This is a genomic window from Ruegeria sp. YTSA072 (genome assembly GCF_059610285.1).
The window spans coordinates 338,063-351,302 of record NZ_JBXWNI010000003.1 but is presented as its reverse complement, the minus strand read 5'-3'; the positions used below and the strand labels follow the sequence as shown (position 1 = coordinate 351,302).

Sequence of the window (13,240 nt, the reverse complement as noted above, 5' to 3'; positions counted from 1 at the left end):
ATTGGGATCAGGCCGCCTTGGCGGGTTTGCACCAGTCTGGCAACCAATCGGCATGTGCCACCAACAGGTCACTAACCAAGCTGCGGATCTGACGCAGGTCCAGTTCAGCGGCCGTATGCGGGTCCATCATAGCGGCGTGGTAAATGTATTCTGGGTTCTGCTCAACCAATGCCCGTACAGTCAGTTCCTGCACGTTGATCTGGCTGCGCATCAGCGCGATCAACTGGGGCGGAATATCTGTTACTACCGAAGGTTGGACACCGTTAGTGTCGACAAGGCAAGGTGTTTCGACAGCCGCTCCAAGGGGGAGTTGAGGGATCTGTCCAGTATTGGGCAAATTCCCATACGCCACGTAGGGCGTATCCGTCACGATCGCATTCATCAGGTCAGCGGCGAATTCATGGCTTCGGATCACTTCAATATCACGCCCGTCTGTCAGGATCTTGGCCTGTTCTTTCCAACTGGCGATCTGTTCTTCGCAGCGGGTTGGGTATTCGTCCAGCGGGATGCCGAACTGCTCAATCAGGTCCTGCCGGCCGTCTTTGATGAACCATGGAACGTATTCCGCCAAGTGTTCTGAACTTTCCGTGCAGAAATAGCCCAGATGTTCCATCACCTCATACCGCACCTTGTTGGCGCAACGTGGCATCAAAAGCGGTGGTTTGGGAATTTGCCTGCCGGCATACCCTTGCCGCAACGCCGGGTAGAGGTCGCGCCCTTCGTGTTCCAGCCTCAGGAAAAAGGCCACGTGGTTAACGCCTGCCACCTTGTAGCGGAACTCGTCCTTGGGCAGGTCCAGATCGTGAGCAAGTTCTTCAACGGTGTTTTGGACAGAGTGACACAGGCCGACATGTTTCAGCGCCGGGAAACGTTCTGCCAGCGCCCATGTGTTGATCGCCATCGGGTTCACGTATTGCAGCAGCGTTGCGTTTGGGCAGAGCTGCATCATGTCTTGTGCAACGTCCCACAACACAGGAACCGTGCGCAGGCCTCGCATGATGCCGCCGACGCCCAGGGTGTCAGCGATGGTCTGGCGCAGGCCGTATTGTTTGGGGATCTCGAAATCCGTCACCGTGCAGGGTTTGTAGCCGCCGACCTGGAAGGCGGTGATGACGAAATCAGCGCCTTCAAGCGCGGCGCGCCGGTCGGTATGCGTAGTGACAGATGCCCCTGTTCCGACAGAGCGGATCATCGCCTTGGCGACGGCCTCGCTTTCGGCAAGGCGCACGGGATCGATGTCCATCAGCGCAAAATGGCTGTCGGCCAGTGCAGGGGTCAACAGGGCGTCGCCCACGATATTCTGCATGAATATCGTGGAACCTGCCCCGATAAAGGTGATCTTGGTCATGTGGCAAACCTTTGGTTTGACGTTATTTTACGGCACCGAGGGTCAAACCCGCGATGAAGTGTTTCTGCATGAGGAAGAACATGGCCACCGGCGGCAGAGCCGCGACGATGGAACCGGCACTCATTAGTTGATAGGCCGCCCGAAATTGGGCGTTAAAACTGGTTATACCTGCTGTCACGGGTTGGCTTTCCGCACCCTGTGTCAGGACGACAGCCCAGAAGTAGTCGTTCCAGATGAAGGTAAAAATCAACACACTGAGGGCCGCGATCGCCGGTTTCATCAGCGGCAGGACCACGTACCAGAAAATGCGCCATTCACTGATGCCTTCAACGCGAGCTGCCTCGATCAGTTCGAAGGGCAGGGCGCGGATAAAGTTGCGCATGAACAACGTGCAAAAGCCCGTTTGGAAAGCAATGTGGAACAAGACGAGGCCGGTTTTGGTGTTGTAGAGACCCAGCTCTAGAGTCAGATCTCGCACCGGAACCATTAGGATCTGAAATGGTACGAAATTGCCGGCAACAAACATGAAAAAGATCCAGATGTTTGAGCGGAATTTATAGATCCCCAGTGCAAACCCGGTCATGCAACTAAGCGCAACAGCACCGATCACTGTTGGAATGGTGATCATGAACGAGTTCAGCAAATAGCGTGGCATGTCCGAGTTGAAGAATACCTGCCCATAGTTGTAGGCACCCTCAAAGCTGGACGGCATCCCCCAGTAGTTCGCATTGGTAAAGTCGGCTGCCGGCTTGACCGAGAACAGCGCTACCGCCAGCAGGGGGCCGAGCCACAGCAGCAGTGCCAGGGGCAGCATCGCCTGGTAGGTGATCTGAGCCCCGCGGGGTTGTTTTTCGATGGGTTTGGGAAACATCTTAATGCCCCCTTTCTTCGCGGTACATCGACCACAGGAAATAAGCGATGAAGCACAGCATGATCAGGAACAGGATCACCGCGATGGCGGCGCCATATCCCATGCGGAAGCCGTATTCAGACAGCGCGACTTCGAACATGTAATAGGCCAGCACACGGGACGAGCCGAAGGGGCCACCCTGGGTCATGATTGAGATCAGATCGAAAGACCGAAGCGCGCCGATGATGGTGACCACGAAAGCAATGAAGGTGGCGGGGCGTAGTTGAGGCAGGATGATGTGCCACAGCATCCGCCCGCCTTTTGCACCGTCCAGACGTCCAGCCTCGATCTGTTCAGGATCCACAGCGTTCAGGCCTGTGAGATACAGGATCATGCAGTAGGCTGTTTGCGGCCAGAGTCCGGCAAAGATGATGCCGTAGGTGACGAAACGCTCATCCCCCAGAACATTCAGCGGGCCGAAGCCGAAGAAGCCCAGGAATTCGTTCAACAGGCCGAAAGTTGGGTCATAGAACCACGTGAAAACGAGTCCAACCACGACCTGTGAGATGACAAAGGGGAAGAAGAACAGCGACTTATAGAGCCGAATACCCCAGACGGTTTGATTCAGGAAAAGAGCAATGAACAGACCAGCCGGGATTGCTAGCAGGTACATGATCAACCAGATCAGGTTGTTCTTCAGCGATATGTAAAACGCGTCGCGATCGGCCAATTCCCAATACAGGTCTTCGTAGTTGCGAAAACCCACATATTCCGCTGCGCCAAGCCCATCCCATTCGTACAAGGACAAGTTGAAGGATTGGAACACCGGAATGATCACATAGACCATGAAGAACAGCAGACCCGGGGCCAAAAATAGCCACGGCGCTATGCGCTGTTGATTTCTGTGGAACCAGCTTTCCTGTTCAGGGACATCGACGGCTGACATGCGCTCACTCGGTTTTGGATCAAAGGAGTAAGCCGGGTATGCACCCGCCTTACGCACGAAGTGGTGCAGGCCGGGCAAAAGCCCGGCCCGACCGGTTTAGTTTTCGTAGATACGCTGACGTGCGCGTTCCAGTTTGGACAGGATACGGTCAGCATTGTCCGGCTTGACCATGAATTCCTGGAACCCTTCCATCGACACCTTCGCCATTTCTGCAGGTGCGTCACGATCCCAGAACTGCGCGACGCCACCGGGGCTGTTGGCGGACAGCATCTCAAAGCCTTGCTGCAGGAACTTGTCTTCATCTACAGACGATTGAGCGTTCACAGGCAGCTGGCCCAAGTTTGCGCCGTTATTGATCTGAGTTTGCTCGTCTGCGGAAACGGCAAAGCGCAGGAACTCACGCGCGGCTTCTTTATTCGATGCGTTGGCCGGGATGTGGAAAGTATCAGTTGGCGCATCTTCCGCCAATTCTACATCCGGGTTGATAGAAACGAACTGATAGAAGTCCAATTGGTCGTCGGTCAGTCCCGCTTCGCGCAGCGGCGCAACTGCAAAGTTACCCATCAGGTACGCGGCGGCTTCGCCGTTCACCATGAAGGGCAGGGCCTCTTGCCAGCTGTACGTCTGATGGTTGTCGACGAACGCGCCCATGTCGATCAGCTGTTTCCAGTTGGCGAAGGTCTGCTTGACCCGGTCGTCTTCCCAGCTGATTTCGCCATTGGCAAGCTGGTTGTGGAAGTCAAACCCGTTGGTGCGCATGTTCAGGTAGTCGAACCAGCCGCCAGCGGTCCACAGGAACTTGGTGCCGATCGTATAGCAGGCGCGACCCGAATCGACGATCTTCTGGCAGTTCGCCAGCTCTTCTTCCCAAGTCGTTGGCTCGGTCAGGCCCAGCTCGTCAAAGATGTCTTTGCGATAGTAAACACCCCACTGATAGTAGGTGTAGGGTACACCCCACTGCTTTCCGTCGATGGTCATCGCACCCTTGGTCGACGCCAGATTTTCGGCGATCTCAGGTTCGGCCCACAAGTCCGATACATCTTCGAACAGGCCCGCCTCGACGTAGGGCTTCATGCGGTTTGCCGCATACCACGTCGCCACGTCCGGCGTATCCGCAGTCAGGAAGTTGCGGATCTGGGTCTTGTACGCCTCGCGGTCGATTACTGTTGTTTCGATCTCTAGTCCCGGATGCTGTTCCGCAAAACGGTCGATCATTGCCTCCATCGTCGCGCGCGGCGCCGGGTTGGAGGTATCGAGAAAGATTCGCAGCTCACCGGTCAGTTCGGCGGCGACAGGTGCGGCAAGTGCGACACTGGCTGCCAAAGCGGCGGCAGTGCGCTTGTACATGGAATGCATGGTTTCCTCCCTTAGCTTCCATTTTATATTTTTCAGTTCCAAATAATGAAACTGTGTTTTATATATTGAAAACTACACATCAACTCGGTTAGTCTTGTCAAGACCCTCGTGCCGATTGCGATGGGTTAATTGGAGGAGAACAGGCATCCGTGGCTGGTGACGGAACAATAGGAAAAGCATGTGATGTGCTGGATCAGGTGGCTGCGTTCGCGCGCCCGGTTCGATTCGCAGAGCTGTTGGAAAGCAGCAATTTCCCCAAGGCGACCCTGTATCGGTTCCTGCAAACGCTGACCAATCAGGGAATGCTGTCGTATGATCCGGACCGACAGACATATACGCCTGGGTTGCGATTGGTTCGGCTGGCTCATGCAGCGTGGACACAAAGCTCGCTCGCGCCAATTGCGCGACCTTTTCTGGATGCATTGAGCCGGGAAACCGGGGAAACGGTGCATTTGGCACAGCTTGATTCAAATCAGGTGCTGTACGTGGATAAACGCAATGCGGCCCAGCCGATTGAGATGTATTCGCAGGCTGGCAAGGTCGGCCCGGCCTATTGCACCGGCGTCGGTAAGGCCATGATGGCGTTTTTGGATGAGGCCGCGCTGAACCGCGCAGTGTCCCAGCAAAGCTACCACCGCTTTACCGACAAGACACTGACATCCGAGGCGGCGTTGCGCGCTGATCTCCAACTGATCCGCAGCCGTGGCTATGCCGTCGATGACGAAGAGCATGAGCCCGGCATCATCTGCATTGCCTGTCCTATCCTCACCTCGGGCGGGCGGATGTTGGGGGCGATTTCCGTGACCGGATCGACCGAGAGGATGAATTTCGACCAATTGGAAACCTGGGTTCCCCGTGTTCGCCGTGTGGCCGAACAAATCGGAGCCGAAGCACAGGCCTGGCGGTTCCCCGAGACCCGCCCAAGCGCCGACACAGACAGGATGCAAGCAACATGACAGGTGTGACTCTGAACCAGGCGATCAAGCGGTATGGCGAGACGCAGGTTATTCACGGCATTGATCTGGAAATCGAAGATGGAGAGTTCTGTGTCTTCGTTGGCCCGTCGGGTTGTGGTAAATCCACTTTGCTGCGGATGATCGCGGGCCTTGAGGAAACAACCGAAGGGCAAATCCATATAGGTGCCCGCGAAGTGACCCATATGGACCCGGCCAAGCGTGGCGTGGCCATGGTGTTCCAGACCTACGCCCTTTATCCACACATGACTGTGGCTGAGAATATGGGTTTTGGTTTGCGCATGAATGGCGTGGAAAAGTCCGAGATCAACAAGAAAGTGCAAGACGCTTCGAACATCCTCAAGTTGGATCAATACCTTAAGCGCAAACCCAAAGCCCTGTCTGGCGGTCAACGCCAGCGGGTCGCCATCGGGCGTGCCATCGTGCGGGGGCCCGAGGTGTTTTTGTTTGACGAGCCCTTGTCCAACCTTGATGCGGAATTGCGGGTCGAAATGCGGGTTGAAATTGCGCGGCTGCACAATGAAATTGGCGCGACGATGATCTATGTGACCCACGATCAGGTCGAGGCAATGACAATGGCCGACAAGATCGTTGTCCTGCGTGATGGTCGGATCGAACAGGTCGGCGCGCCGATGGATTTGTATCGCGACCCAGACAATCGGTTTGTGGCGGGATTTATCGGGTCACCTGCCATGAATTTCCTTGATTGCGACATCGTCGATGGAAAGGTTTCGCACCCGGCTCTCAGCGAGCCGCTGGATGTGCCTGTAAACGTACCGGCAGGGATGAGTAAAGTGACCCTTGGCATACGTCCGGAACACATCGCAGTGGATCGCGCAGGCGATACCTGCACGGTTGATCTGACCGAAGCGCTTGGCGGTGTCAGCTATACATATCTGCTGACGCCCAATGGCGATAAGCTGATTGTCGAGGAACGAGAAGATCAGCGCAGCAAACAGGGTGAACGCATCGGGCTGTCAGTGCGACCGGAACGCGCGATGCTGTTCGATCCCGAAACGGGTCACCGCCTTCGCTGAAAAATCCATTTTGTAATTTGAGCGCGCCCGATCATCGATCCGGCGCGTTCTCAATTTTTCTGGATTTTGTATCCAATATCCGTTATGGCGATTCCAAAAGCGTGTGTAATCGCCCAGCCATCGAGGAATTTACCAATGTCGACCAATGTGTTCACCGGCACGATGCCCGCTCTGATGACACCATGCAAACCCGACCGGACGCCTGACTTTGATGCGTTGGTGCACAAAGGAAAGCAGATGATCGACGCGGGTATGTCCGCGGTGGTCTACTGCGGTTCGATGGGGGATTGGCCCTTGTTGACCGATGCACAGCGGATGGAAGGTGTCGAGCGTTTGGTCGACGCGGGTTTGCCCGTTGTGGTCGGGACCGGAGCCATCAACACCAAATCCGCTGTGGCCCATGCTGCCCATGCGCAAAAGGTAGGCGCCGTTGGCCTGATGGTCATTCCGCGCGTTCTGTCCCGCGGCAGTTCACCTGCCGCGCAGAGGAACCACTTCAAAGCGATCTTGTCAGCCGCCCCCGATGTTCCGGCGATCATCTACAACAGTCCGTATTATGGTTTTGCTACACGCGCCGACCTGTTCTTTGCTCTGCGCGCAGAACATTCAAACCTGATAGGCTTCAAGGAATTTGGTGGCAAAGACGACCTGCGATATGCGGCCGAGAACATTACCAGTCAGGATGATCAGGTAACCCTGATGGTGGGTGTCGATACCGAAGTCTTCCACGGTTTCGTAAACTGCGGCGCAACCGGGTCGATCACCGGGATTGGCACAGCCTTGCCTCGCGAAGCGCTGCTGCTGGCTGCTTTGTCCAAAAAAGCGGCGCAAGGCCATGTTGAGGCCCGCCAGCGCGCGCTGGAACTGACCGAGGCTATTCAGGTGCTTTCCAGCTTTGACGAAGGCCCGGATCTGGTGCTGTATTACAAGCACTTGCTGGTCCTGAATGGGGAACAGGAATACCGATTGCACTTTAACGAGACGGATGAGTTGACGGATGCACAACGTAACTATTGCGAACAGCAATATGAACTTTTCCAGACTTGGTATGCCGATTGGTCGAAACAGGGTGGGGTGATCGCTGAATGCACGTGATCGACAGTCACACAGGCGGCGAGCCGACGCGTGTCATTCTGGATGGCGCGCCCGATTTGGGCTCTGGGCCGTTGGCGGAACGAGCAAAGCGGCTGGCTATTGAGCATGAGGCGTTCTATCGCTCTGTCATGTTAGAGCCGCGCGGCCAGCCGGCCATGGTCGCTGCATTACTGGTCGAGCCGGTTGATCCGACATGCGTGACTGGTGTGATCTATTTCGATGTAGATGCCGTTCTGGGCATGTGCGGGCACGGAACCATCGGTCTGGCGGTCACATTGGCTCATCTGGGGCGAATCGACGTGGGTCAACACCGGATCGAAACGCCCGCTGGTGTAGTGACGGTCAAGTTGCACGATGCAAACACCGTTACCGTGACCAACATTGAAAGCCGCAGAATTCATCAGGCCGTTACACTGGATGTCGCGGGCTATGGCCATGTCACAGGCGACGTTGCATATGGCGGCAACTGGTTCTTCATCGTTGAACCCAGCCCGATCCCGGTCGAGCCTGCCAATATTCGCGAACTGACGGATATGACCGTCGCCATCCGAGAGGCTTCGATCACGCGCGGGGTTGGCGGCGAAAAAGGCGAACCAATTGACCACGTTATCTTTCAAGATGATTCACCAGATCCGTCAGTTCACAGTCGCAATTTCGTTCTGTGCCCCGATGACAATTATGACCGCTCACCGTGCGGAACGGGCAGCTCGGCCCGACTGGCCTGTCTGGCGGCGGACGGGCGCTTAGCGCCGAGTCAGGAGATCATCCAGCAAAGCGTGATTGGCAGTTCCTATCGACTGTCCTACCAGCCCGGGCTAAACGGGGGTGTTATCCCCTCGATCACCGGACAAGCATTCGTCATGGCCGAAGCGACGTTGTTGTTCAACGAAAACGATCCTTTCAGAGCCGGGATCGAAACATGACCTTACATGTCGTTGTCATCGGCGCCGGAGTAATTGGGATTACGACCGCGCTCGAACTGCAACGACGGGGCCATTCCGTGCTTGTCCTGGACCGCAAGGGCATCGCGGCTGAAACATCAGCTGGTAACGCCGGGGCGTTTGCCTTTTCTGAGGTCGAACCACTAGCCACGCCCGGCATCATGCGCAAAGCACCAAAGTGGTTGTTGGATCCGTTGGGCCCACTATCTATCCCGCCGGCCTACGCCTTGAAAATTGCGCCGTGGATGTACCGGTTTTGGCGCGCCAGCCGACCGGACCACTATGAAAACTTGCTTGGTGCACAAGCCAGTTTGATGGCGTTTTCCAAAACTGCGCTTGATCAGCTGATATCTACCGTTGATGGCGAGCGCTTGCTGCAACGCGATGGACAGATGCAGTTGTATGAAAGCGAGGCTGAATATCGCGCCAGTTTGCCGACATGGAACTTGCGGCGCGAACACGGGATCGAATTTGAACTGCTTGAAAGCCCGCCCGCAATTGCCGAGATGCAGCCGGGCCTCAGCCCTCGGTTCACTCATGCGGGGTTTACACCGAACTGGCTGAACACTGTTGATCCAAAGCGATGGGTCGAACACCTTGCTGAGGTCTTTCAGGGTCGCGGCGGTCAGATTGAACGGAAAGATATCCGAACCCTGTCACCGCAGGAAAATGGTGTGCGGGTCGCATGCGCGGACGGAACAATAGATGCGGCCAAAGTGGTGATTGCAGCAGGTGCTTGGTCTCATCACATCGTGCAAACATTGGGCGATCGCATCCCGCTGGAAACCGAGCGTGGATACAATACGACATTGCCGGAAGGCGCATTTGATTTGCGTATGCACCTAACATTCTCGCGCCACGGCTTTGTTGCCAGCAAAATAAATGGCGGCGTGCGCGTCGGAGGGGCGGTCGAACTGGGCGGGTTAACCTTACCGCCAAACTACAAGCGCGCCGATATTTTGTTGGAAAAGGCGGCGGCGTTCCTGCCTGGACTAAAAACCGAAGGTGGCACGCAATGGATGGGGTATCGTCCATCGTTGCCGGACAGCATTCCGGTGATCGGCCCGTCTCGTAAATCGGCGGATGTCGTTTACGCATTCGGGCACGGGCATTTGGGCCTGACCCAATCTGCGGGAACTGCGGAACTCGTCGGGGTGCTGGTCGATGGGCAAGACCCACCAATATCATTATCGCCTTACGCCGCCACCCGATTCTAAGGAGGGGATATGCGCAGCATTAAGACCATTCATGTCGTGTCGGCCCATGCCGAAGGCGAGGTCGGCGACGTCATCGTTGGCGGCGTCTCGCCGCCGCCCGGTGACACGATCTGGGAACAACGGACGCATATTGCCAACGATCAGACGCTTAGGAATTTCGTACTGAACGAACCGAGAGGCGGTGTGTTTCGTCATGTCAATCTTCTGGTTCCGCCCAAACATCCCGATGCTGACGCCGCCTTTATCATTATGGAACCCGAGGACACTCCACCCATGTCTGGTTCAAACTCGATCTGTGTTGCCACGGTATTGTTGGATAGCGGGATCATCTCAATGCAAGAACCCGAGACAATTCTGACGCTTGAAGCGCCCGGAGGCCTGGTTCGCGTGCGCGCTGAATGCCGGGACGGCAAGGCAGAACGGATCCACGTGCAGAACCTCCCCAGTTTTGCAGGTAAGCTCTCTGTCCCGTTAGAGGTTCCGGGATTTGGCACGCTGACTGTTGATACGGCTTTTGGAGGCGACAGTTTCGTGGTTGTAGATGCTGCTAAGCTGGGGTTTGATATAACTCAAGACGAAGCGCGTGAAATCGCCCGGACCGGCGTTACAATTACGAATGCCGCCAATGCCCAATTGGGGTTTTCACATCCCGAGAACCCGGATTGGACTCACATTTCCTTTTGCGCTTTTTGTGGCCCGCTCGAAAAAACCCCGACTGGTTGGCGCGGTAAATCTGCCGTTGCCATCCAGCCCGGAAAGGTGGATCGCTCGCCCACTGGCACAGCGGTATCTGCGCGCATGGCGCTAATGGCGGCCAAAGGGCAGATGACCGCCGACCAGACATTCGAAGCAATATCCATAATTGGCTCACGCTTTTCCGGACGCATTGTCAAGGAAACGCAGATGGGTGCCCTATCCGCGATCGTCCCCGAGATCAGCGGTCGCGGTTGGATCACCGGTATCCATCAGTACATGCTTGATCCTGACGACCCGTGGCCGGATGGCTACCGTGTTCGAGACACTTGGGGCGCTTAGTTTTTCAGCACAACTTCAAGAATCGATGGCTTTTATGTGCCCCGTGTCAATATGCGCGGCCACAAGACGATTGATCCCAAGCCGATCGTGATTTATGGGAGGCCCAGTCAACACAGAGTCACCGTTGGGCGGTAGGTTATACACGCCCATCCTTCGCTACCCGTTTGTGGCACACTCTAGGATCGCACGCCCCGAAAGGCTTAAAAAAGGTAAAAGAATATGGCAGATAACTCAAACTTCGACATATTGTATACCATTGTAGACGAAGCGCCCGAACTGGCCAGCGCATCGTTTCTGCCCATCATTCGCAAATTCGCCTCTGCGGCGGGTGTCAGTGTCGGAACCAAGGACATTTCACTGGCGGGCCGTATTCTGGCAACGTTCCCCGAGAACCTGACTGACGCGCAACGCATCACCGATGATCTCGCGGCTCTGGGCGAGTTGGTGAAAACTCCGGATGCAAACGTCATCAAACTTCCCAACATCTCGGCGTCGGTCCCGCAGTTGGTGGCGGCAATCGAAGAGTTGCAGTCGCAAGGATATGACATTCCGAACTACCCCGAAGAGCCGTCGACCGATGAAGAAAAGGCGATCCGTGCCCGTTACGACGCTATCAAAGGCTCGGCTGTGAACCCGGTACTGCGCGAAGGTAACTCGGATCGTCGCGCGGCGCGTGCGGTGAAGAATTATGCTCAGAAGAACCCGCATTCGATGGGGGAGTGGGCGTCGGACAGCAAAACCAAAGTGTCGTCGATGTCTGGCAATGATTTCTACGCTAACGAGAAGTCCGCCACCATTACTGCCACTCAGGCGGGTGATGCCAAGATCGAATTCGTCGGCAAAGACGGCAGCGTCACTATCCTGAAAGACGCCTGGCCGCTGGCCGAGGGCACAGTTGCTGACGCCACTTTCATGTCCGTCAAGGCGCTCTCATCCTTCCTGACAGATGCGATTGAGGACACCAAGAAAGACGGCACCATGTTCTCACTGCACATGAAAGCCACGATGATGAAGGTCTCGGACCCGATCATCTTTGGCTATGCTGTCAAAGCCTGGCTGGCCCCGGTATTCGAAAAGTTCGGCGCTGAACTGGACGCTTTGGGTGTAAACCCTAATTCTGGTCTGGGCGATTTGCTGGAACGTGTTCAGGGCAATGCCGACATCATGGCCGCCATCGACGCGATCAAAGGTGATCGCCCGTCGATGTATATGGTCGACAGTGACAAAGGCATCACCAACCTGCACGTGCCGTCAGACGTGATCATCGATGCGTCGATGCCCGCCATAATCCGGGCAGGCGGCAAAGGCTGGGACGAGGCCGGTGCCAAGGGCGACACTAATTGTGTTATCCCCGACCGCTGCTATGCATCGGTTTATGATGAGAGCATCAACTTTTTCAAAGCCAATGGCGCGCTGAACCCTGCAACTGTCGGTGCTGTCGCCAACGTCGGCCTGATGGCGCAAAAAGCGGAAGAATACGGTTCGCACCCAACAACGTTCCAAGCGCCGGCCGACGGTGCCATCCTTATCGTTTTGGCCAATGGAGAGACGCTGCATTCGCATGACGTTGAAAAGGGTGACATCTGGCGCGCCTGCACCGTGAAAAAGGCACCAATTGAAAATTGGATCCAGCTGGCAATGGACCGGCAGCGCTTGACTGGATCCGAAGCGATCTTCTGGCTGGACGCAAACCGCGCCCATGACGCGGAGCTGATCAAATACGTCAAACCTGCGCTCGAGGCAGCTGGTGTGGCCGACAAGTTCCTGATCATGGCTCCGCGCGAGGCGACCCGCCAGTCGTTGGAAACCATTACGGCAGGTAAGGACAGCATCGCTATCACGGGCAACGTGTTGCGCGACTACCTGACTGACCTGTTCCCGATCCTGGAACTGGGCACGTCGGCCAAGATGCTGTCGATTGTGAAGCTGATGAATGGCGGTGGTCTGTTCGAAACCGGCGCGGGTGGGTCCGCTCCGAAACACGTGCAGCAATTGGTCGAGGAAAACCACCTGCGCTGGGACTCGATGGGTGAGTTCTGTGCTTTGGGTGAATCACTGAACTTCCTGGCCGACAATAATGGCAACGCCAAAGCGGGTGTTCTGGGTGCTGCGGCCGAAGCGGCTACGCAAGGCATCCTGGACAACAATAAATCGCCCAGCCGTAAAGTTGGGCAGCCAGATAACCGTGACAGCCACTATTGGTTCGCACGCTATTGGGCTGAGGCTCTTGCCGCGCAATCGGCTGATGCTGAATTGGCAGCAGAATTCGCGCCGATTGCAAAAGAGCTGGCGGATAAAGAAGATCAGATCCTGTCTGAACTGTCGACCGCTCAGGGTGCTGCCGCGGATCTTGGTGGATATTATCACACCGATCCTGCCAAGACCGCAGCAGTAATGCGCCCCAGCGCAACACTGAACGCGATCATCGGCTGATAAACAGT

General features: G+C 56.1%; 11 protein-coding genes. 7 read left to right on the top strand and 4 right to left on the bottom strand.

Going from position 1 to position 13,240, the window contains the following annotated elements; translation table 11 throughout:
* Positions 1 to 7: 7 nt before the first annotated feature.
* The 4 genes from AC2FIB_RS08305 to AC2FIB_RS08290 form a co-directional block, all read right to left on the bottom strand.
* Positions 8 to 1,348, bottom strand: a complete 1,341-nt coding sequence (locus AC2FIB_RS08305; RefSeq protein WP_496734718.1) for an alpha-glucosidase/alpha-galactosidase — start codon at positions 1,346 to 1,348, stop codon at positions 8 to 10.
* Positions 1,349 to 1,370: 22 nt separating this feature from the next.
* Positions 1,371 to 2,219: a carbohydrate ABC transporter permease gene (locus AC2FIB_RS08300; protein WP_058271994.1), complete on the bottom strand. Its 849-nt coding sequence runs from the start codon at positions 2,217 to 2,219 to the stop codon at positions 1,371 to 1,373.
* A 1-nt stretch (position 2,220) separates the two neighbouring features.
* The gene (locus AC2FIB_RS08295) at positions 2,221 to 3,144 is read right to left on the bottom strand and encodes a carbohydrate ABC transporter permease (protein WP_058271993.1); all 924 of its coding nucleotides are present in this window, start codon (positions 3,142 to 3,144) and stop codon (positions 2,221 to 2,223) included.
* A 96-nt stretch (positions 3,145 to 3,240) separates the two neighbouring features.
* Positions 3,241 to 4,500, bottom strand: coding sequence for an ABC transporter substrate-binding protein (locus tag AC2FIB_RS08290; RefSeq protein ID WP_058271992.1), 1,260 nt, complete (start codon positions 4,498 to 4,500; stop codon positions 3,241 to 3,243).
* Positions 4,501 to 4,649: 149 nt separating this feature from the next.
* On the opposite strand from AC2FIB_RS08290, the gene AC2FIB_RS08285 reads away from it, so the two are divergent.
* The 7 genes from AC2FIB_RS08285 (at position 4,650) to AC2FIB_RS08255 (ending at position 13,232) form a co-directional block, all read left to right on the top strand.
* The gene (locus AC2FIB_RS08285) at positions 4,650 to 5,456 is read left to right on the top strand and encodes an IclR family transcriptional regulator (protein ID WP_496734717.1); all 807 of its coding nucleotides are present in this window, start codon (positions 4,650 to 4,652) and stop codon (positions 5,454 to 5,456) included.
* The gene (locus tag AC2FIB_RS08280; RefSeq protein ID WP_496697943.1) at positions 5,453 to 6,511 is read left to right on the top strand and encodes an ABC transporter ATP-binding protein; all 1,059 of its coding nucleotides are present in this window, start codon (positions 5,453 to 5,455) and stop codon (positions 6,509 to 6,511) included. The genes AC2FIB_RS08285 and AC2FIB_RS08280 overlap by 4 nt, the downstream gene beginning before the upstream one ends.
* A 135-nt stretch (positions 6,512 to 6,646) precedes the next feature.
* Entirely contained in the window at positions 6,647 to 7,606 is a 960-nt protein-coding gene (locus AC2FIB_RS08275) for a dihydrodipicolinate synthase family protein (RefSeq protein ID WP_496734715.1), read from the top strand.
* A complete protein-coding gene (locus AC2FIB_RS08270; protein WP_496734713.1) occupies positions 7,597 to 8,529 on the top strand; it encodes a 4-hydroxyproline epimerase in 933 nt (310 codons plus the stop codon). The genes AC2FIB_RS08275 and AC2FIB_RS08270 overlap by 10 nt, the downstream gene beginning before the upstream one ends.
* Positions 8,526 to 9,764, top strand: a complete 1,239-nt coding sequence (locus AC2FIB_RS08265; RefSeq protein WP_496734711.1) for an NAD(P)/FAD-dependent oxidoreductase — start codon at positions 8,526 to 8,528, stop codon at positions 9,762 to 9,764. Before AC2FIB_RS08270 ends, AC2FIB_RS08265 begins: the two co-directional genes overlap by 4 nt.
* Positions 9,765 to 9,773: 9 nt before the next feature.
* Entirely contained in the window at positions 9,774 to 10,799 is a 1,026-nt protein-coding gene (locus AC2FIB_RS08260; RefSeq protein ID WP_496734710.1) for a trans-3-hydroxy-L-proline dehydratase, read from the top strand.
* Positions 10,800 to 11,018: 219 nt separating this feature from the next.
* Complete coding sequence (locus AC2FIB_RS08255; protein ID WP_496734708.1) at positions 11,019 to 13,232, top strand: NADP-dependent isocitrate dehydrogenase; 2,214 nt, start codon at positions 11,019 to 11,021, stop codon at positions 13,230 to 13,232.
* The last annotated feature ends 8 nt before the right edge of the window (positions 13,233 to 13,240 follow it).